The 20,135-nt window shown below is 62.3% G+C and carries 16 protein-coding genes; 11 read left to right on the forward strand and 5 right to left on the reverse strand.

Annotated features, from left to right (window positions below; translation table 11 throughout):
• Window positions 1-45: 45 nt before the first annotated feature.
• Window positions 46-894 (forward strand): helix-turn-helix domain-containing protein, encoded by an 849-nt coding sequence (locus tag L21SP4_RS02045; protein WP_052881104.1) that lies wholly within the window; start codon window positions 46-48, stop codon window positions 892-894.
• Window positions 895-1,101: 207 nt separating this feature from the next.
• Here L21SP4_RS02045 and L21SP4_RS02050 read toward each other — a convergent pair whose 3' ends face one another.
• A complete protein-coding gene (locus L21SP4_RS02050; protein WP_082116454.1) occupies window positions 1,102-2,562 on the reverse strand; it encodes a sulfatase family protein in 1,461 nt (486 codons plus the stop codon).
• A gap of 252 nt (window positions 2,563-2,814) precedes the next feature.
• Between L21SP4_RS02050 and L21SP4_RS02055 the strand changes: the two genes are divergently transcribed.
• From L21SP4_RS02055 to L21SP4_RS02065, 3 genes are all read left to right on the forward strand, one after another.
• Window positions 2,815-4,377, forward strand: a complete 1,563-nt coding sequence (locus tag L21SP4_RS02055) for a sulfatase family protein (RefSeq protein ID WP_052881106.1) — start codon at window positions 2,815-2,817, stop codon at window positions 4,375-4,377.
• Window positions 4,378-4,781: 404 nt separating this feature from the next.
• On the forward strand, window positions 4,782-5,558 hold the full coding sequence (locus L21SP4_RS02060) for a prepilin-type N-terminal cleavage/methylation domain-containing protein (RefSeq protein WP_074041338.1): 777 nt from the start codon (window positions 4,782-4,784) through the stop codon (window positions 5,556-5,558).
• Between the two features lie 133 nt (window positions 5,559-5,691).
• The gene (locus tag L21SP4_RS02065; protein ID WP_052881108.1) at window positions 5,692-8,244 is read left to right on the forward strand and encodes a beta-mannosidase; all 2,553 of its coding nucleotides are present in this window, start codon (window positions 5,692-5,694) and stop codon (window positions 8,242-8,244) included.
• 66 nt (window positions 8,245-8,310) lie between these two features.
• On the opposite strand, the gene L21SP4_RS02070 is transcribed toward L21SP4_RS02065, so the two are convergent.
• The gene (locus L21SP4_RS02070; RefSeq protein WP_074041340.1) at window positions 8,311-9,357 is read right to left on the reverse strand and encodes a LacI family DNA-binding transcriptional regulator; all 1,047 of its coding nucleotides are present in this window, start codon (window positions 9,355-9,357) and stop codon (window positions 8,311-8,313) included.
• 213 nt (window positions 9,358-9,570) lie between these two features.
• Between L21SP4_RS02070 and L21SP4_RS02075 the strand changes: the two genes are divergently transcribed.
• Genes L21SP4_RS02075 through L21SP4_RS02100 form a run of 6 tightly spaced genes read left to right on the forward strand, consistent with a single transcriptional unit; the run spans window position 9,571 to window position 15,891 of the window.
• Window positions 9,571-10,230 (forward strand): D-sedoheptulose-7-phosphate isomerase, encoded by a 660-nt coding sequence (locus L21SP4_RS02075; protein WP_052881110.1) that lies wholly within the window; start codon window positions 9,571-9,573, stop codon window positions 10,228-10,230.
• A complete protein-coding gene (locus tag L21SP4_RS02080; RefSeq protein ID WP_052881111.1) occupies window positions 10,217-11,353 on the forward strand; it encodes a uroporphyrinogen decarboxylase family protein in 1,137 nt (378 codons plus the stop codon). The genes L21SP4_RS02075 and L21SP4_RS02080 overlap by 14 nt, the downstream gene beginning before the upstream one ends.
• Entirely contained in the window at window positions 11,350-12,372 is a 1,023-nt protein-coding gene (locus L21SP4_RS02085) for a uroporphyrinogen decarboxylase family protein (RefSeq protein WP_052881112.1), read from the forward strand. Before L21SP4_RS02080 ends, L21SP4_RS02085 begins: the two co-directional genes overlap by 4 nt.
• Window positions 12,373-12,399: 27 nt before the next feature.
• Window positions 12,400-13,398: an HAD family hydrolase gene (locus L21SP4_RS02090; protein ID WP_052881113.1), complete on the forward strand. Its 999-nt coding sequence runs from the start codon at window positions 12,400-12,402 to the stop codon at window positions 13,396-13,398.
• Entirely contained in the window at window positions 13,395-14,318 is a 924-nt protein-coding gene (locus L21SP4_RS02095) for a glycoside hydrolase family 130 protein (RefSeq protein ID WP_052881114.1), read from the forward strand. Before L21SP4_RS02090 ends, L21SP4_RS02095 begins: the two co-directional genes overlap by 4 nt.
• Window positions 14,319-14,355: 37 nt before the next feature.
• Window positions 14,356-15,891: a sulfatase family protein gene (locus tag L21SP4_RS02100; RefSeq protein WP_082116457.1), complete on the forward strand. Its 1,536-nt coding sequence runs from the start codon at window positions 14,356-14,358 to the stop codon at window positions 15,889-15,891.
• A 140-nt stretch (window positions 15,892-16,031) separates the two neighbouring features.
• On the opposite strand, the gene L21SP4_RS02105 is transcribed toward L21SP4_RS02100, so the two are convergent.
• Complete coding sequence (locus tag L21SP4_RS02105) at window positions 16,032-17,186, reverse strand: acyl-CoA dehydrogenase family protein (RefSeq protein WP_052882934.1); 1,155 nt, start codon at window positions 17,184-17,186, stop codon at window positions 16,032-16,034.
• 351 nt (window positions 17,187-17,537) lie between these two features.
• On the opposite strand from L21SP4_RS02105, the gene L21SP4_RS02110 reads away from it, so the two are divergent.
• Window positions 17,538-19,316 (forward strand): IS1634 family transposase, encoded by a 1,779-nt coding sequence (locus tag L21SP4_RS02110; protein WP_052881116.1) that lies wholly within the window; start codon window positions 17,538-17,540, stop codon window positions 19,314-19,316.
• A 132-nt stretch (window positions 19,317-19,448) separates the two neighbouring features.
• On the opposite strand, the gene L21SP4_RS02115 is transcribed toward L21SP4_RS02110, so the two are convergent.
• Window positions 19,449-19,847: a PIN domain-containing protein gene (locus L21SP4_RS02115; RefSeq protein WP_052881117.1), complete on the reverse strand. Its 399-nt coding sequence runs from the start codon at window positions 19,845-19,847 to the stop codon at window positions 19,449-19,451.
• The gene (locus L21SP4_RS02120; RefSeq protein WP_052881118.1) at window positions 19,844-20,092 is read right to left on the reverse strand and encodes an AbrB/MazE/SpoVT family DNA-binding domain-containing protein; all 249 of its coding nucleotides are present in this window, start codon (window positions 20,090-20,092) and stop codon (window positions 19,844-19,846) included. The genes L21SP4_RS02115 and L21SP4_RS02120 overlap by 4 nt, the downstream gene beginning before the upstream one ends.
• Window positions 20,093-20,135 lie beyond the last annotated feature (43 nt).

Consider the following 20,135-nt stretch of genomic DNA (forward strand, 5'->3'; position numbering starts at 1 on the left):
CATAAAAAGTTTGAAAATCGGCATAATTTCATTTATTGAAATAACATGATGGTGAGTCGTCCATCCAAGTTTCTCGCCGGATTTCTGGTTGAGTCGGAACCGGGCGACCCTCCCTGGTTTTCGGGCGCGCAGGAGGCGTGGGTGCCGCGCAGCATGCCGGTACAGCGGCACACGATGCATTGCTACGAATTCCATGCGCAGTTCAGAGGCGGGACGGTGTGGTCGATCGGGCGTCGCCGCCTTACGGTGGCCCCGGCGCAGGTATTGCTTATCCCGCCGGAGCGGTCGCATCATCTCGAGTCATTTGAGGAGGACGAGAATCATCACTTCGCGCTCGGGGTTCGCCCGACGCAGTTCGATCCTCCGGTCGAGGGAGTGGATCTTCCCTGGTCACTCGAGCCTGTGACCTTTCCGCTCACGCGTTCGATGCGGGAGATCATCCACCTCTTCGTGCGCGAGATGGTGTCCGATTCGGAAGCGAAGACCGTGGTCATGGAATCGGCCGCGCGGGTGCTGGCTGTAGAGATTCATCGCGCCCTGCATCCCGCGCCCGGATCGCCACGGGGTGCGAAGATCGCGCAGCACCCTGCCATCGCCCAGGCCGTACGGCTGATCGACGAGCATCCCGACGCCGACTGGTCCCTGCAGAATCTGGCCCGGGCCGTTCGCGTTTCGCCGCGACGGCTCTTCGACCTCTTCAAGCGGGAGCTGCGCATGACGCCGCACGAGTACCATGTTGAACAGCGGCTCGAACTCGCGCGGCGTCTGCTTCGCGATACAGACCGTCCCGTGACGGAACTCGCCCTCGATACGGGGTTTTCCTCGAGTCAGAACTTCGCCACGGCCTTCCGGCGATATACGGGCCAGACGCCGCTGCAGTATCGTCGGGGCTAGCCTGATCTATTTGCGAAGGTCGAATCCGAGGCGCGAAATCGGGGAGGGGTTTTCGCATGCGAGTACGATGCAGTGGGCGGAGAACGGCGAAATGCTTTTCCTGTTTGCAGCAGGTCCGCAGCCCTGCAGAGCGGAGCCGGGTGCAATACCGCTGTGCGGAACCGCGCATCGCTCTTCCGCCTCCGCCGCGTTACGCTATCGGCGGGGCTACGCCTCTTCCAGCGCCGCCCGGGCCGCATCGAGATACTGGCGCGTGATGCGCTCGTCGAGCGGCAGGGCGCGGATCTCAGGATCGAGATACGGGTCTTCGTATTGCGCGAGCATCGACTCCAGCAGGGCGTGCATGTCCTCCCGGACGTCCGCGTAATCCGGATCGTCCTTGAGGTTGTTCATCTGCCAGGGGTCGTTCTCGTTGTCGATCAGGATCCAGACGCCGTCCTCACCGTAGGCGTAGGTGTAGCGGTCGGTGCGCACCCCGCGGAAGAACGGATGCCAGTTCGGCGCGTCCGGGTCCTCCTGTTCCCGCTGGTACTGCTTCTTGTTGCTGATATGCATCATGAACTGCGGCTTCGATTCCATGGGTTCCCGGCCCATGATGGCCGCCGAGATATCGCGCCCCTGGCAGTGGTCCGGGACGGGAATGCCCGCCATCCCGCACAGGGTGGGATAGATGTCGATGCTGCCGAACAGCGCCGGTTCGCGGCGGCCGTCCGGCACGCGCCCCGGGGCGCGGACGATGAAGGGCACGCGGATCGACTCGTCGTAGGGGATGCGTTTGCTGCCCATGCCCTGTGAACCGAACATCGATCCGTGGTCGGAGGAGTAGACGACGATCGTGTTTTCATCGATGCCCATTTCGTCGATCAGGTCCAGCAGGCGCCCCATTTCGTCGTCGATTGCCGAAATGTGGGCGTGGTAGTGCCGGTAGATCGACCACTGTTTATCGTGGAGCCGCTCGGGCACATTGGGCCGGAAGGGGAGCGCCTCCCGGTCGGGATACAGCGCGAGCTTGTCTTCGGGCGCATCGTCCCAGCGATAGTGGGGCGGATTCCAGGAGATCATAAGAAAGAAGGGTCTCCCGGATCCCGCGTGGCGGCGGATGAAGTCGACCGCCTGGTCGGTCATCGCGGTGGCGTTGTAGCGCGTGCAGGTGTGGGTTTCCCCGCCGGCGTGTATCCGGTTCCACGTGGAGTCCCAGTGATCGTTGGATCCGCCCCAGTTGTAGTGTTCGTCGAATCCCGCGTAAGACTGTGAGGCTCCGAGGTGCCACTTGCCGACGTAACCGGTTGCGTAGCCCGCGGCGCCGAAGGTGTGCGCGAGGGTCTGTTCCTCCTCCTTCATCGTGCCGCTGTTTTCGAGGATGCCGTTCGCGTACGACCAGCGTCCGGTCATGAGCAAGGCGCGGTGCGGCATGCAGATCGGGTTGTTGCTGATGCACCCGTCCATACTGACCCCTTCGGCGGCCATGCGCGCGAAGCGGGGTGTCTGAAGTTCGGGAAGCCCGGTGAACGAAAGCCCCTGCCAGCGGTGCTCGTCGCTGAAGACGTAGAGCACGTTCGGCCGCTCGTCGCGCGCCGTAAGGGCGAACATGGACGTGGGCAGCACCGCCGTCATCCCCGCCAGCCAGTCCCGCCTGCGCATTCGGATTGGGTGATTCGTGGTCTGCATGGTGTGTGCTCTCCCCGCCCCGTACGGACGCTTTATCAGCCGATGTTTACGCGTTCAGAATATATGACCACGCTTCGGATCAAAATAAATATTTATTATTATTTCGCTTTGACCTGAATTGTGCACGGGAAAGAAGTGAGGACCGCGGATAACACCGGTAGCACGGATAAATGAGGCTTTTCTGCTTGTCGCCACGTCGACGCATAATTATCGTCATGTTGCGATCGCAGGGTTTTCCCACAGGAGGCGTGGATGAAGCGCAGACATTTTCTGAGCAGGCTGGGGGCGGGGGTTGCGGTGACGGCCGCGGTCCCGGCAGGGGCGCGGGCGGCGAAGTTCAACGGGACGGGCGGCGGGGCGCGGCCGAACGTGGTGTTGATCCTGGCGGACGATCTCGGGTGGGCGGACGCCGGCTGTTACGGGTCGGACATACCCACGCCGAACATCGACCGGCTGGCACGGGAGGGTATGAAGCTCACCGACGCCTACGCGCCGAGCCCGGTCTGCTGCCCGACCCGCTACGCGATGATGAGCGGCACCTATCCCTGGCGCGCACCGCGTCATGACGAGGGGCAGCTCTGGGTCACCCATATCCATCCCTGCCTGCTCGACGGCAACCCCGGGGTGCGGATCGAGGACCCGCTCACCATGGCCGAAATGATGAAGATCGCGGGCTATCATACCGGCGCCGTGGGCAAGTGGCATCTCGGGCTGATGAACGAACAGCGCGACTGGAACGCGAAACTGGTCAACGGCCCGCTCGAGGTCGGTTTCGACTACTTCTTCGGAGACGCCTCGAACCGATTCCGGTTTTATATCGAGAATCACCATGTGGTGGGGATCACGGATACCGACGAGCGAATTACCGGCGAAGGTCGTGACCGGTCCATCCCATCCGCGGTGCACGAGATCGATTTTGAAAAGAACGCGGCGGTGCTGAACGACAAGGCCTGCGGCTTTCTCCGCGAGGCGGCCGGACGTGAACCGTTCTTCTTCTACTACTGCCCGAACAATGTCCACACCCCGCTCACGCCGGGAGAGCGGTTCAAGGGGCGCAGTCCGTACGGGCCGTATGGAGATTTTGTCCGCGAGCTGGACTGGACGGTCGGAGAGGTTTTGCGCACGCTCGAAGAGGCCGGAGCGCTGGAGCACACGCTGGTCATATTCACCAGCGACAACGGCGGCAGAATCGATCTCGAATCGCTGGAAAAGGGCCATCATCCCAACGACGAGCTTCTCGGCCAGAAGACCGACGTCTGGCAGGGCGGGGTGCGGGTTCCGTTTCTCGCGCGCTGGCCCGGCCGGATTCCCGCGGGGGGCAGTTCCGAGGTGCCGGTGTGCCTGACGGATATATTTTCGACCCTGGCCGCCGTGACCGGCCAGACTGTTCCTGCGGGCGAGGCGCCGGACAGTTTCAACATGCTGCCGATTCTGCAGAATGAACCGGGCACCGCACGACTGCGCGAGCGGCCGGTCGTCTTCAACTGGGGGAGCCGTTCCCTCCTGTTCGGGATTCGCCACGGGGATTGGCTCTATTATGACGGACAGGGATCAGGCGGCGTCAGTGCCGGCGAAGAACACGCCAATCATCGCCGCATGTACGCGAGCTACCAGGAGTGCGGGTTCGAGAACAGCGATATCACGCCGGAGGGCGAGATTCGCGCCGGGGCTCCGGAGGCCCAGCTGTACAACCTGGACGACGATCCCGGCCAGCACAGAAATATTGTCGTCGAACACCCCGAAAAGGCCGCGGAAATGCAGGCCCTGCTCGACCGGGTCAAGTCCGGCGCGATCGTCCGTCCCGGGTACGAGTGAGAAAGGGATCCCCCGGCGCAGGCCACACCCACAGCGATCCCGATTTCGACTTCGATTCGGATTTCGAGATCCCATCCGTGCCATTGGTGTAATCCGTGGTCGAAAACACAAGAAAGGTCTCTCGCAAAGGCGCCGGGATCGCAAAGATGAATGAGAAGAGCACGGTCAAATAAATCGTGCGTTCTTTCTTACGTTCGTAGCAGGCCCGCAGGTCCGCGCAGCGGGTCCAGGGCCGTTATCTTTCACGCGCCTGGCCTGTGCCGGGGGCAGGCCAGGCGCTACTACAAACGTTCGGAAGAAAAACCCTGCCGATCCTGTTCGGACTTGACGAAGCCTTTTTTAGTGTTAATGTTTCGGTACGTTGAGGCTGGGAGGGCGAGTTTACAGTGAGCATAGTCAGGACGATGAACCGATTTAAAAAATGTCGCGGGTTTACCATGATCGAGCTGCTCGTGGTGGTGGCGATTGTCGGGATTCTGCTGACGATCCTGACACCCTTCGCGCAGGAGGCGATTTCGGAGGCCCGTTCCCAGCAGTGCAGGGGTAACCTGCGGCGGCTGGGCGAGGCGGTCTTCGCGTACCAGATGGATCACAAAGGGTGTTTCCCCCCGCACGTGGAGAGTTGGGATCCTCAGCCCGGCATGACCAAGGGCCTCTGGTATGAATGGCTGTACGATTATCTCGAGGTTAAACGCCACGGGCCCTGGCGGGAAGACACGCTTTCGGTGCTGAATTGCCCGGATGCCACGGACCTTAGCGGATGGGGCTGTCCGTCGTACGGGGATAATCCCAATCTATTCGTCGGGCGCGCCGCACCGCCGGGTTCGAACGAGCCTGAGGGGCCGGACAGCGGGATCCCGCTGAGGCGGATGGCCGAAGTGAAGCGCCCGGCGAAGATCATGATGATCGTCGACTGCATGGGGCGGAACCCAGAGACGGGCGAGGCGGACCCCGAATTCGTCGGGTGGGCGTTTCACGCTAACCAGTTTACCACGACGGATCCGCCTGAATTGACTCGTCATAATGCTGCCCCGCGCCACGGTTCCGGTGAATTGATGGACTGCTGGTTTAATGCGGTCTTCTGCGACGGGCACGTGGAGAGCATCATTTTCGGCTCGCCCGATATGCAGGATCAAAGCTGGCGCGAGAGCCGCGTCAACCCCTGGTACGAAGGGGACTGATCCCGATTCTCCCGCAACACGCTTGACAACGGGGAGGCGATTGGAATATTGAGTATCTTTTCGCCCGCAAAAAAATCGAATGGCGGGATGGGGCCTGGAAGGCCCCTTTTATTTGTTGAGAGGACGCTGAAGGATGAAGCATGTAAACGATCTGGACGGTGTATGGGGGCTGACCTGGACCGAAGGCGGGCGGCCGGCGAAGGACGCGCAGTGGATCGACGCCGCCGTGCCCGGTGATGTAAATGTTTCGCTCAGCGAAGCCGGTCTTCTGCCGCAGGATCTGTTCTATCGCACCAACCTGCGCGAGGCCAAGTGGGTCGAGGATAAGTACTGGTGGTACCGGACGGAATTTGAACTCGAGGCCGCGCCCGGACCTTTCGCCGAGCTGGTTTTTGACGGGCTGGACCTGTTTGCAACCGTTTTCGTAAACGGAACCGAGGTGGGCAGGGCGGTCAATGCGTTCCGGGCGTTCCGGTTCGATGTGCGCGAAGCCCTGAAGGTCGGGACGAACGTGCTCGAGGTCTGTTTCGAGCCGACCCGCGGGAAGGTGCAGCAGCTTCACGAGGAATTTCCCGAGTACTGGTCGCTGTTTACTCCGGGCCGCAGCCTGGTCCGGCACGCACAGTGCCAGTTCGGATGGGACTGGGCCCCTGATGCGCTCGCCCTGGGGATCTGGCGCGGCGTACGGCTGGAGTGTTCCGACGGGCGGACGATTGAGGACGTCCGGATCGAGGCGGATGATGAGGGCGACTGCTGCGTGCGCGTCGAGGTCCGTCATCTGCGGCCGGATTCCGAGGAGGAGGCCCCCAGGGGCGTACCCGTGGCGGCGCAGACCGATTATTTCCCTCAGGGCGTACTCGAGGCGGAGCTGCGGGACGGCGACGAGGTGGTCGCGCGCGAACGCATCGAGGTCTCGGGCGTGAACAATTTTCTCTGCTTCAAGGTCGACGACCCGAAGCTGTGGTGGCCGAACGGCATGGGCGACCCGAACTGCTACACCTGTGTGGTGCGTTTCCTGGACGCGGACGGCAAAGAGGAGCAGGACCGCGTCGAGCGCACCTTCGGGTTCCGGTCGGTATCGATCGAAGAGAAGGTCCTGGAGAAGGACCGCCAGAGCTTTACGTTCCGGGTCAACGGTCATCGCGTCTTTCTGAAAGGCGCGAACTGGGTGCCGGCGCACTGCTTTCCCGGGGTGACCCGTCCCGACGATTACGCGCGGCTCGTCGCCCGTGCCGAGGAGGCCCACTTCAACACGATTCGCATCTGGGGCGGCGGCATTTACGAAAAGGACGCGTTCTATGACGAGTGCGACCGGCGCGGGATCATGGTCTGGCAGGACTTCGCCAACGCCTGTGCGGAAGCGCCGGACGATCACCAGGGCTTCCTCGACAACATCGTGGCCGAAGCGGAGTACCAGGTCCGGCGGCTGCGCAACCACCCCTCGGTCGTCTGCTGGTGCGGCGGCAACGAGAGTTCAAACGCGCACAATTACGAACCCGATCGCCCCGGCCGGCGGCTGATGAGCTACTACTACCGGGGCATCGTCGGCGATCTGTCACCGGCCACCCCGTACATCAGTGCTTCGCCGCACTCGAAGTCCGACCGCGGCCAGGTCCAGACCACCGGCGAGACGCACTGGTCCACGTGGCCGCGTTCGTCGGATGTGACATTCGAGTCCTTCCGCGAGCGGCTCAAGGACATCCGCACCGTCTTCAACGGTGAGATCTGTCTGCAGGGGCCTTCGCCCATGGATTCTCAGCTCCGGTTCCTCGCCCCCGAAGACCTGTGGCCGCCGAACGACGTCGTCGATTACCACGTCATGTATCATCCCGCCAATCCGGAGACCTACCCGCGTTACGTGACGGCGCAGGTCAGGATGGCGGAGGGGATTATCGGTCCGTGCATCGATGCCGACAGCTTTACGCGCAAGGCCATGATGGCGCACGCCGAGATGGTGCGCGAGGAACTGGGTTTCTACCGCGCGGTGAAGTGGGCCGGCAGCGGTGCGCTGCGCTGGATGTTCAACGAGTGCTGGCCGACGTCGAACTGGGCGGACGTCGATTTCTACGGCGCGCTGAAGCCTTCGTATTTCATGTGCAAGACGATGTTCGATCCGCTCGCCATTACGATCAAGCGCGTCCACGACGAATTGACCGTTCACCTGCTCAACGACACGCTCGAGGATGCCGCGGGCGAGATCGAGTTGAGCTGCCGTGACCTGAACGGCAAGGTGCACTGGACGGAGAGCGTGGACGGGTATTCGCCCGCGAACTGCTCGATACAGGTCGCTTCAATCCCGCCCGGCCGCGTGAAGGGGCCGGATCGTTTTCTCCATGCGCGGTGGAAGACGGACGGCGGGGAGCGCACGGCGATTTTCTTCCCGACGATATTCAGGGATGTGCCGTTCGAGGAGCCGGAGTTTGCTTGGACCTCCGATGAGCCGGAACGCGACGGGGACGGATGGCTCACGCGCGTGACCATCGAGGCGAAGAACTACTGCCGGTTCGTCTATGTCCATCTCCCGGTCGAAGAGTTGCGTGAGGCCGCGATTGAGGATAACTATTTCGATCTCATGGCCGGCGAAAAGCGAACGGTCACGGTCCGCTCCGGTGATAAGCTCAAGAGTCTCGACGTGCGCGCCCTCGGCCGTACCGGCGACCAGTTCCCGGCGCAGGGCCCGGAATGAAGTGAATAGGCTGTGCGCGCCGCGTCCATTCGCCGCACCCCGGATGCCCCGTTCTGCCGGACGGACTCAGCCTGTTCCGGGCCTCGCCGGCGCCGGCCCGGTGCTGTCGCGTACCACCAGTTCCCCGCGCATCCACGGTTCGCGCGGGTATTCATCCGGAGCCGTACCGGTGACCATCTCGTGGACCCAGCGGGCCGCGGCGTAGCCCAGGCGGCGGTTGGGCATGCGCATAACCGTCAGCGGAGGAGACAGGTACGCCGCCTCCGGGGGATCGTCGAATGTCATCAGCGAGACATCGCGCGGGACCCCCAGACCGCAATCATCGAGCGCATGGCGGGCCCCCAGCGCGACCCGTTCGCCCATGACGAACAGCGCCGTCACATCGGGGCGCCGTTTCATCAGCCTGTGGGTCTCATGATTGCCCAGCTCCAGCCCGTCGCGCCCCCGCCGGGAGGTCACGATCAATTCGGGGTCCTCGGCCAGCCCCGCCTCTTCCAGCGCCCGACGGTAGCCCTGCAGACGGGCGCGTCCCGTCTGTGAATGGGCGGGCGTGACCAGTGTCGCGATCCTGCGGTGACCGAGCTGGAGCAGATAGCGGACCGCTTCGTAAGCCGCCTGCGTATGATCGATGCTCAGCAGACGGGTCCCCGTGTTCCGGGGATCGGTGTGGAGGCTGCAGTAGTGAAACGGCACCCGATCAAACTCCTCGTAATACCGGCTATGCTCATCGGCGTTGAGAATCACCGCACCGTGGATATTCCGCGATCCGAGCTGGCGGAGCAGCGTGCCGCCGTTCAGTCCGGCCGTCTCGTCGCTGTACAGCGAGAATCCCAGCCCGGCCTCCCGGAGATACGCCATCATGCCCTCCATCACGGCCACCGTGTACGGAGAAAAACAACTCACTTCCGGCGAAGGCGTCTGAATCAGGGCACATATATTCGTCGTGCGCGCCGCGGTCGGCCGCGGCCTGAATCCGTACTCATGCGCCTTCCCGCAAATCCGCTGCTTGGTCTCCGGGCTGATTTCAGGCGAATTGCTCAGCGCCTTGCTCACCGTGGCTACACTTACGCCTAATTCCTCGCTGAGCGTCTTGAGTGTTACTTTGGCTGACATCTTCCGTACTCCTCCTCTCTTTCGAAAAAATAATTTTCGTATATTATAATAGGACATAAATCGAATATAGAGCTAAATATAGGATAAAATAGAATGAGGTAAGCATATTTTAATATTATATTTTCGTATTTTTGCGTTGAGTTGTCTCCGGGCATCGGGCTAGGGTTTTTCCCGGCGGGGCGATCAGGGCCCCGGGAGCGGGGAGGATGATGGATGGAAGCGGAGATGGAACGTCATTTCGCGCGGTTTCCGGCGTTGAGTTCATGTGCGGAGGAGATCCGTGACGTTTTCCGGAGGCTGGTAAGGATGTATCGCGGGGGCGGCCGGCTGCTGATTTGCGGGAACGGAGGAAGTGCGGCGGATGCGGCTCACATCGAGGGCGAGTTGATGAAGGACTTCCGGTTTTCGAGGAGGCTTCCGGAGGGTGACAGGGAAAGGCTTGTGCGGCTTTTCCCGGACGGCGGATCGCGACTGGCGGATCTGCTGACTCCCTGCCTCCCGGCCCTCGCTTTAGGTACGGGACTTTCTCTGGCCTCGGCGGTCGCGAACGATACGGCGGCGGAGATGGTGTATGCGCAGCAGGTGTACGGGTTATGCGGCGAACGCGATGCGGTGCTCGGGCTGACGACCTCCGGTTCGTCTCCGAACGTGCTCAATGCATTGAAGGTGGCGCGGCTGCGCGGGGCGGCGGTGTTCGCGATCACGGGGCGTGGTGTTTCAGGGATGACGGAGCTCTGCGACGGCTGCATTCATATTCCGGCGACGGAGACGGCGCAGGTGCAGGAGCTGATGGTGCCCGTGTATCATCTCCTCTGCGGATTGCTGGAGGATGCCTTTTTCGGCGGGAAGGGTGGGTGCGATGCGTTATCGTGAGCGCTTCGTGGCCGCTCTGCGGCGGCAGCCGGTCGACCGCGCCCCGTTCGACCTCGCCGGGACCGTCCTGACCTCGGCGTGCGAAACGGTGGAACGGAGGCTGCTGGACGTGCTCGGATTTTCCGCGCCGCCGCAGCGGGAAGAAAATGCTTTTTTCGACGAACGTCTGCTGCGTCATTTCGACATCGATTTCCGCAGGGTCGGAGCGACGCTTTTCCCCGAAAGCGACCTTGCGCGGCGGATATCGGACACGGAACGCGTGAACTGCTGGGGCATCCGGCAGCGGTATACGGGGCGGTACTGGGAGATCGCGGAATCCCCGCTCCGGGGCGCGTCCGCAGAGGATCTGGACGACTATCCGTGGCCGGACCCGGGGCGGATCGACCCCTCGCGGATCGAACATTTCCGTCTGGAGGCGAAGCGTCTGCACGAGGAAACGCCTTATGTCGTATGTGCGACCCACCCGGTGCTGGGCGTATTCGAGCTGGGGTGCTGGATGTGCGGGTTCGACGATTTTCTGTTGAAGATGGCGATCGACCGCGATTTCGTGAGGAAATTCTTCGACCGTGTTCTCGCCTATCAGAAGGAGGTTATCGAGATCTACTACGGGGCGCTCGGCGATTTTATCGACGTCACCACCAGCGGCGATGATTTCGGGACGCAGCACGGTTTGTTCGTTTCGCCTGAGCTGTTCGCGGACATGATCGCACCCTGTTACCGCGAGCGCATCGCGTTCACGCGACGATTCACCGGCGCGCGTTTTTTTCATCACACCTGCGGTTCGGTTTATCCCGTGATCCCGGCCCTTATCGACGCCGGGGTGGAGATCCTCAATCCGGTCCAGCCCGGCGCCCGGGACATGGAACCGGAGCGGCTTCGGGCCGCGTTCGGAGAACGTCTCAGCTTCTGGGGCGGCATCGATACCCAGTCGCTGCTTCGTGAAGGTTCGGCGGAGGACGTTCGTGCCGGCGTGGAGGGGGTGCTGGAGGCGATGCGTGCGGAGTCGGGCGGGTATGTGCTCGCCGCGGCTCACGAGATCCAGGACGACGTGCCTGCGGAGAACGTGGTGGCGATGTTCGAGGCGGCCCGGGGGTACTTCGACCGGAAGAGGTGCAGGGCATGAACTCACGCGAACGAATGATCCGCGCCTTCGAGTACACCCGGCCGGATCGTATCCCCGTGGTCTATCACCCCTCCCCGGCGGGACTCTACGTCCATGGTCGCAAGCTGCTCGACCTATTCAACCGCTACCCGCCGGACAACCCGGTGGATTTCAGTTCGATCCACGGGCCGGATCCGGAGACGCTGAAGGGGGGCGAGTACGACGAGATCAAAGAGGACGAGTGGGGGGTAGTGACGCGTCATCGCGTGTTCGGGATCGCCGGCCAGGTGCTCCGCCACCCGCTCGCCGACTATGCCGCGCTCGAGCACTACGTCATGCCTGAGCCCCCCGCCCTCGACTCGCCGGAGGCCCGGGCGGAGCGAAATGAGATCGAACGGCTGCGCGAAGATTATCTCGTCTTCCGCGGCGGCCTTTTTCTCTTTCACATGCTGCTCCAGCTCCGTCCGATGGATGACGTGCTGGTGGAACTCTATACGGAGGACGAACGTCTGATGCGACTGCTCGACCGGCTGACGGAGAACATGCGCGGGCGCATGGAATATATGCTGTACTGCGGGGCCGATGTCGTGATGTTCGTCGATGACTGGGGGTTTCAGGAGACGCCGATCATTTCTCCGGAACGGTTCCGCCGGATCTATCGCCCGCGTTATGAAAGGCTTTTCAGGCGTATCCACGAAGCGGGGCGGAAGGTCTTCTTCCATTCCTGCGGATTTCTCGGCCCGATCTTCGATGAACTGGCGGATATGGGGATCGACGGCATCTGGCATCAGGCGAACCGTGTGGACACGCGGGCGTTTGCCCTGAAGTGTCGCGAGCACGGTATCACCGCCTATCTGCACCCGGATCGTCAGCATCTGATGCCGTTCGGCTCGCCGGACGAAATTCGCGCCGCGGTACGGACGTACGCCGATATTTATCACGAGCTGGGCGGGGGCGGGATTTTCTACGTCGAGATTGAAAACGACGCCCCGTGGGAAAATGTGAAAGCGCTGGTGGAGGCGATCGATGAGTATCGTTGAGCGGGAAGCAGGAGGGAGGGAACGGATATGGCCCGGCTGACTTCCGCAGTGTTTACCGGAGAAGAGCCCGGGATGTCGCTGCTGCGCCCGTTCGGTGAACGGCGGATCCGGGCGGCGTTTCACGATATCGACGGCACCCATTCGCTGATCCGTGCATGGGAGCCGGTGATGAGCGCCGTGCTTTCCCGTGTGATCCGTGAGGGCCTTCCCGACGCGCCGGACGAGGCGGAGCGCATGATGGCGGGCTGCATGGACGCCCTGCGCACGGCGGAGACGGACCGGTTCTGCGTGGAATCGGCGGGGCTCTCCGCGCTGACGCAGATGGAATGGGCGCTGCGGCGCGCGTTCCAGGAGGGCGTGGCGGGCGAGGCGGGCTGGGACGATGAAGCCAACGCGGAAATCGTGCGGCGCATCTGGGCGGGCGAGGAAGAGTATGGCGAGCTGGAGTGCCGCGAGGACCGGCGCGCCTGTATAGCCCGGCAGGCCCCGGCCCTGTTCCGGCTGTACGAGCGCGTGCTCTACAGAGCCTGCCGGGACGGAAACCTGGCGGAGGCCAGACGGGACCCCCGGCGTTACCTTGTTCCGGGAAGTCTTCGCTTCCTGAGCCGGCTCCGTGAAGCGGGGGTCCGGAATTATTTCGTGACCGGCTCGATCGTGCGGCATGACGAGTCCGGCCGGCCGGCCGGCGGGATCTATGAAGAGGCCGTAACCCTGGGCCTGTCCGTAGGGCCGGGCGGACTCGTGGAGGACCTCTACGGCTCGAGGTGGGACGAGAAGAAGCCGAAACCGGGCGTGATGAGCGAGCTGGCGCAACGACTGGACATTCCGGGCGAAGAACTCCTGGTCGTCGGCGACGGGCGGAGCGAAATCGCCGCCGGCGTGGAGATGGGGGCCCTGTGCATCAGCCGGCTCCCGCCCGAAGCCCGCCGCCAGCGAGAGATCCATTCCGGAATCGGGACGCATCTCATCGTGGAGGATTTCAATCGCAATGCACTGATGAATATGATCAGGGAGGAGCAAAGGTGACGAGACTACTGAATAAATATGAGGGGAATCCCGTTGTGAGCCCGGCCGACGTTCCGGGCGGCGGGGCGATGCAGGTGTTCAATCCCGGTGCGATCAAACTGAACGGAGAGTACCTGCTGCTGATGGATGTGGCCGACCTTTCCGCGTGCTATCACTTCCGGCTGGCGCGCAGCCGCGACGGCTATGCGTTCACCGTGGATGACCAGCCGGTCGACTGGCCCCCCTCCGATCCCGATTTCGAGGAGCAGAACCGGTATGATCCGAGGATCACGAAGATCGGCGACAGCTGGTATATCATGTTTGCCGCGCGGAACGATCGGCTGGGCGTGCGCACGGGTCTCGTTTCGACCCGGGATTTCGTGCACTTCGAGCGACACCCGAACTGCAGCGAACTGAACAACCGCAACGGCGTACTCTTTCCCGAGAAAATCGGAGGCCTCTACGCCCGGCTCGACCGTCCCATGGGGAATCCGCACGTCGACCCTGCGAATATCTGGATCAGCTATTCACCGGACCTCGTGTTCTGGGGAAGAACGAAACCCGTGCTCCAGGTACGCCCCGGGGAATTCTGGGATGCCCAGAAAGTGGGCGCCGGTGCCGTGCCGATCCGTACACCGCAAGGCTGGCTGGAGATCTATCACGGGGTGGAGAAGACCTGTAACGGCTTTATCTATCGCCTCGGGGTCTGCCTGCTCGACCTCGAGGACCCCTCGAAGGTGATCGCACGCGGACGAAACTGCGTGCTGTGGCCGGAACATGGCTACGAGGACGTCGGCCGTTCGGGTACGACGGTGTTTACCTGCAACGCGCTGCTGGAGGAGGACGGGGAGACCGTGAAGATCTACTACGGCGCGGCCGACCGCTGCATCGGCCTGGCCGAAGGGAAACTGTCCGATCTGCTTGCAGCCTGTTACACATGACCGGACGCGGATGTGCTGAAAACAAGGAGACGCCGTCATGACCCTCGGAGCACCTCGCAGAGATCTGTTAAAAGCCGCCCTGTGTTCAGCCGCGCTTGTGAGCGTGGGGGCCTGGGCCCAATCCGCACCGCGCATGAACGTGGTGATCATCACCACCGACGACAACGACGCGGCTTCGCTGGGCTGTTTCGGCAATCCGCTGGAGGGGGTGACGCCGCACATGGATCGGCTCGCGGCGAAGGGGGCGCGTTTCGAACACGCGCATACCACCTCGCCGACCTGCCAGCCGAGCCGGCTGTCGCTCATGACCGGGCGATACCCGCAGACGAACGGCAACACAGGCCACGCCGACCCGCTCAAACCGGGAGTCACCACCCTCGCCGCGGAATTGAAAAAGGCCGGATACTTCACCGCCCTGGTCGGGAAGGAAGGGAACTACGTTCCGGCAGAGGCCTTTGACTGGGACCGGCACCGTCTGAGCGCCGACCAATGGGAGCCGGATGACGGATACTGGGGCATGTGGCGTTCGCCCGAGGGATTCTATCGGGGCACGAAAGAACTTATCGCCGAGGCGAAGAAGGCGGAGAAGCCGTTTTTCCTGCACCTGAACACCAGCGATCCACACCGTCCCTGGCCCGGCCACGTCACCGAAGTCGAACACCTTCGCAGGATGGAGTCGCGTTCGGGGCTCGAGCTTGATCCGCTGCGTCCCTGCCCGCGACAGTATTCGCCGCTCGAGGTCCCCGTGCCGGGTTATCTGCCCGATCTGCCCGGGGTGCGGGTCGATCTGGCGGACTACTACGAGTGTCTGCATCGCGCCGACCTGGCCGTGGGACGGATGCTCCAGGCGATCGAAGAAGCAGGGGCGCGGCGCCACACGATCGTGATCTGTTTCGGCGATCAGGGGATGGCGCTGCCCACGTCAAAACAGAACATCTATCCCTACAGCACACGCATTCCGCTGCTGATCGACTGGCCGGGCGTGACGAAGCCGGGGACGGTCGTCGGGGACACCATGGTGTCCGTGATCGATCTCATGCCCACACTGCTGGACGGACTGGGACTGCCGCCGGTGGAGGGACTGGACGGGAAGAGCGTGCTGCCGGTGCTCAAAGGAGATCCGCAGGCGGGACGTTCCCGGGTCTTCACCTCGTACAATTACGCGCTCCCCGGAATACAGGTCTTTCCGATGCGCGCCGTGCAGACACGCGAGTTCATCTACATCTATAACGCCTGGCCGGGACGGGAGAATGCGCAGGGACAGCCGCTGCGCTACAACGGAAATTACGACGCGCTCAAGCCGATGGCCTGGCCGTCGATGCTCGAGGCCGCGAAGACCGATCCGGAGGTTGCAGAGCGCGTCCGGTTCATCGCCCGCCGCGCCCCCGAGGAGTTCTACGACCTGCGCAGCGACCCGGATTGTCTGCACAACCGTATCGATGATCCCGAACACCGGGAGAAGATCGAGACCCTGCGCCGTCTCCTCATGCGGCAGATGGAGGAGACCGGGGATCCGCTGCTGAAAGTCTGGAAAGAGGACGCACCTCTGCCTTCGGCGTGGATGAACCGGTAGGTGCCGATCCCCGCGGCCCCCGGGGGGCACGAAAGCATGCGACGCCTGCGGCGGATCCCGGAGACGGGACCCGTGCACAAAGCATGCCGGAGCGTTTACGAACCGCGCATCCCTTCGGAGCCCGGCGGTATGCCCGCCGCCTACGTCGATGCGTATTCCTTGATCAGCGCCCCGCCGATGATGTCGCGCTGGATCTGGTTGGTGCCCTCGTAGATCTGGAGGATCTTGGCGTCGCGCATCATCTTCTCGACCGGGTATTCGCGCATGAAGCCGTAACCGCCGAGCATCTGGACACAGTCGGTCGTGATGTCCATGCAGACGTCCGTGGCATAGACCTTGCACATGGCGGAGAGTTTGGAGACGTTTTTCGCACCGCTGTCGATCGTGCGCGAGACCGAATAGACCAGCGCGCGGGCCGCCTCGATCCGGGTGGCCATATCCGCCGCCATCCACTGCAGGCCCTGATTGGCGATCACGGGCTTTCCGAACTGGTGGCGCTCGCGCGTGTACTTCATCGCCTCGTCGAGCGCGCCCTGGGCCAGGCCGACGCCCTGGATGGCGATGCCGGGGCGGGAGATGTCAAAGGTCTTCATCGCCAGCAGGAAACCCGAGCCTTCGCGTCCGATCAGGTTTTCGGCGGGGACCTCGCAGTCCTCGAAGATCAGTTCGCGGGTGGCCGAGGCGCGAATGCCCAGCTTGTTTTCCTTCTTGCCGAAGGTGAATCCCGGGGTGTCCTTTTCGACGACGAAACAGGATACGCCGCGGGGCCCCTTGCTGCGGTCGGTGACGGCGAAGACCGTGTAGATATCCGCTTCGCCGCCGTTGGTGATCCACTGCTTGGTGCCGTTCAGGACGTATTTGTCGCCTTTCTTCTCCGCGGTGGTGGCGATGGCGCTGACATCGCTTCCCGCGTTGGGTTCGGTCAGGCCGAACGCGGCGAGTTTCTCGCCGGAGGCGAGCGGCGGGAGGAATTTTTTCTTCTGCTCATCCGAAGCCCCGATAAGGATCGGGTCGGCGCCGAGGCCGTTGGCGGCGAAAGAGACGGAAACGCCGATGCAGGCACGGCTGAGTTCCTCGATCGCGAGGATGAAGTTGAGCCCCGGTCCGCCGAACCCGCCGTACTCTTCGGGAATGTAGAGCCCCATCATGTCCATCTGCGCCAGTTCTTTGAGCAGCTCCGTCGGAAACGCTTCCTTCTCGTCGAGTTCGGCGCGCACGGGAACCACGCGCTCCTCGGCGAACTCGCGCATGATCGATCGGATCTCCTGCTGTTCTTCGGTCAAACCGTAATCCACTTCCGCCATGTCCGTCTCCTTTACCCGGTCGATACGCCGGCAAAATGATGGTTAAGAAGGGGCGAGTGAATCAGGTTCAGCGCGGAAATGCAAGACACGGAGGGGCGGGGAGGGAATCGGGGAGAGGCAGGGTCAGAGTCAGAGTTGGAGTCAGAGTCAGAGTCAGAGTCAGAGTCGGAGTCGGAGTCAGAGTCAGAGTAACCCGTCTTTCCCCGTTCGGCGGCCCAAACGTCTTTTTTCGGGGGTGTGACCTCCGTTTCGTCCTTTGTTTTCAAGGGGTCACGTTCCAAAAGGGGCTGTGGGGCAGACCTTGCCGGTTGACGACTTGATTTTCTGTGAAAAAATCGGGTTGTGTATTTGAAGTGCCACAGGCGACGCAAAGACGGCAAAGAGCACCGCTACTGGAGCATCGTTGAAAGTGTGCGGACCCGGCGCGGCGTCATGAAGCGTCCGCTGCTCTATCTGGGCGAACTCAACGACAGCCAGAAGGCTCAATGGTGCTCGGCACTCGACGTGCTGGATGAATCGACCGATTCGGTTCGACAGATAAGCCTGTTCCCGGAAGACCGCACGCCGCCGCCGGAGGTGTCCCATCCCGTTCGGATCCGGCTTTCCCGGCTGAGCTTGCATCATCCGCGTCAGTGGGGCGGATGCTGGCTGGCCATGGAGTTGTGGAACGAGCTGGATCTGGACCGTTTCTGGAGCCCCCGTCTTCCCGCGAGCCGCAAGGGCACCGGCTGGCTCCACGTGCTCAAAACGCTGGTGACCTATCGTCTGCTCGATCCGGGCAGCGAGTGGCGGCTGCACCGCGACTGGTTTAAGGCCAGTGCCATGGCGGACCTGCTCGGCGAAGATGAGTCCATCGCGGCCAAAAACACGCTCTACCGCTGTCTCGATAAACTCGGTGAACACAAAGCCGATCTGTTTTCGTTTCTAAAGACACAGTGGCGCCTGTTGTTCGACGCTTCCTACGAGGTGCTGCTTTATGACCTGACCAGCACCTATTTTGAATGCGACGTGCCCGAACGCGAAGGGCTGCGCAAGTTCGGCTACAGTCGGGACAAGCGATCCGACTGCGTGCAGGTGGTCATTGCGCTGATCGTCACGCCCGAGGGCTTTCCGGTCGCCTACGAGGTGATGCCCGGGAACACCTCGGATAAAACGACCCTGCCGGACTTCCTGCGCAGGATCGAGGCGCAGTACGGGAAGATGAACCGGCTCTGGATCATGGACCGGGGCATCCCGACCGAGGACGCGCTCGAACAGATGCGAGCAGAAGGCGCGAGCTATCTGGTGGGCACGCCGCGCGGGCGGCTCAGCAAGCTCGAGGACCAGCTCTTCGGTCAACCGTGGAGGCAGGTGCAGGAGCAGATCGAGGTCAAGCTGGCCCGCGACGGGGAGGATCTTTACGTCCTCACCCGCAGCGGAAGTCGCTGCGATAAAGAGCGCTCCATGCGACAGCGCAAACTCAAGAAGCTCTGGAAGCGCCTGCATCAACTGGGGGGCATGAAAAACCTCAAGCGCGACGAACTTTTGCTGAAACTGGGTGCCGCCAAACAGGAAGCGGGCAAAGCCTGGGGTCTGGTGGACCTCCGCCTTCCCCAACCCCGCGAGGCCGTTACGCCGGAGAGCTTTCACTTCCGGCTGAACCGCAAAAAACTGCGTAAAGCCCGTCGAGGTGAAGGCACCTACCTGTTGCGCACCAATCTGGCGGCCGAACAGCCCGAAGAGCTGTGGAAGCAATACATGGTCCTGAACGAGGTCGAGCAGGCCTTCAAGGAGCTGAAGAATGATCTGGATATCCGCCCGGTGTATCACCAGAAGGATGAGCGGATCGAAGCGCACATCTTCGTGTCATTTTTGAGCTACGCTCTGCAAGTCACGCTGAAACAGCGGGCCAAAGCCAGGGCCCCGGGCTTGACCCCCCGCGCCATCCTGGAAAAGTTCAAAGCCGTGCAGATGATCGATGTGCACCTGCCCACGACCGACGGGCGCACCCTGATCCTGCCGCGCTACACGCAACCGGAGAAAGACCTTCAGCTTCTGCTGCACCAGCTCAACCTGACGCTTCCGGAACAACCACCCCCTCGGCTTGAAGAGCTGAAGAAAAAATGTGGGGCAGACCTTTGAACTGAAATCGAAGAAAAAAGGCGTTTTCGCCGCCGAACAGGGAAAGACGGGGTAAGACTGGGAGGGAGTGGACCCGACCGGGCAGCCGGTATCCGCTCAACGACGAGGCCTTTAAGCGGGTTGAGCCCCCGGTCATTTCAAGATGCTGAAGAAGGGAAGTTTGGTGGCCTTCCTGTCGAAGGTGATACCCGCATCGCATCCAGAGGCCTCGGCCGCGTGGCCAATGACGATATCCGCCAGCTCTGCATGGTATTTCGGCCCGTCATTCAGGAGACCCTCGATAACGCGATCGGCCTCGAACTCAAATACGGGCATCTGTCGCATGTCTTCAATGGAACCCAGTATTTCGGATCTCGTCTTTTCATACGCGCTTTCCAGAACCCAGATAGTTTCCAGGACGACAAGCAACGGGATTCTCAGGCGTTCACGTCGATCTTCCGCCTGCTTGAGGCGCTTGCGGACGGCTTCTGCCTGTCTTTCATCGTCCCGGACAAGGAATCGTACAATGACGTTCGTATCAACCGCGATCATCCCTTTCGCTCCCGCATTCGTTTCGCCACGGCCGCGTTCATCTCCTCTACGCTCTTTCGCCGTTGCCCGGGGCTGTGAAGCCGCCCAAACACCTCATCCACGGACTTCGTCACCGGCTTCAGTACAGCTTCTGCATCGCCGTGGACAATGAATGCAATGCGGTCGCCGGTGTGGAGATGGAGAGAATCCCGGACCGCCTTGGGAACAGTGAGTTGCCCCTTGCTCGTCAAAGTCGCCGTTACCATGCACAACCTCCTTACTTCTCATGTTTTCCTTACATGGTGGTAA

The sequence above is a fragment of the Kiritimatiella glycovorans genome (assembly GCF_001017655.1).
GTDB lineage: Bacteria > Verrucomicrobiota > Kiritimatiellia > Kiritimatiellales > Kiritimatiellaceae > Kiritimatiella > Kiritimatiella glycovorans.

Bases quoted from the DNA above. Each gene is read 5' to 3' on its own strand.
- L21SP4_RS02045 (WP_052881104.1), top strand. From the start codon at position 46: ATGATGGTGAGTCGTCCATCCAAGTTTCTCGCCGGATTTCTGGTTGAG.
- L21SP4_RS02050 (WP_082116454.1), bottom strand. From the start codon at position 2,562: ATGCAGACCACGAATCACCCAATCCGAATGCGCAGGCGGGACTGGCTG.
- L21SP4_RS02055 (WP_052881106.1), top strand. From the start codon at position 2,815: ATGAAGCGCAGACATTTTCTGAGCAGGCTGGGGGCGGGGGTTGCGGTG.
- L21SP4_RS02060 (WP_074041338.1), top strand. From the start codon at position 4,782: ATGAACCGATTTAAAAAATGTCGCGGGTTTACCATGATCGAGCTGCTC.
- L21SP4_RS02065 (WP_052881108.1), top strand. From the start codon at position 5,692: ATGAAGCATGTAAACGATCTGGACGGTGTATGGGGGCTGACCTGGACC.
- L21SP4_RS02070 (WP_074041340.1), bottom strand. From the start codon at position 9,357: ATGTCAGCCAAAGTAACACTCAAGACGCTCAGCGAGGAATTAGGCGTA.
- L21SP4_RS02075 (WP_052881110.1), top strand. From the start codon at position 9,571: ATGGAAGCGGAGATGGAACGTCATTTCGCGCGGTTTCCGGCGTTGAGT.
- L21SP4_RS02080 (WP_052881111.1), top strand. From the start codon at position 10,217: ATGCGTTATCGTGAGCGCTTCGTGGCCGCTCTGCGGCGGCAGCCGGTC.
- L21SP4_RS02085 (WP_052881112.1), top strand. From the start codon at position 11,350: ATGAACTCACGCGAACGAATGATCCGCGCCTTCGAGTACACCCGGCCG.
- L21SP4_RS02090 (WP_052881113.1), top strand. From the start codon at position 12,400: ATGGCCCGGCTGACTTCCGCAGTGTTTACCGGAGAAGAGCCCGGGATG.
- L21SP4_RS02100 (WP_082116457.1), top strand. From the start codon at position 14,356: ATGACCCTCGGAGCACCTCGCAGAGATCTGTTAAAAGCCGCCCTGTGT.
- L21SP4_RS02115 (WP_052881117.1), bottom strand. From the start codon at position 19,847: ATGATCGCGGTTGATACGAACGTCATTGTACGATTCCTTGTCCGGGAC.
- L21SP4_RS02120 (WP_052881118.1), bottom strand. From the start codon at position 20,092: ATGGTAACGGCGACTTTGACGAGCAAGGGGCAACTCACTGTTCCCAAG.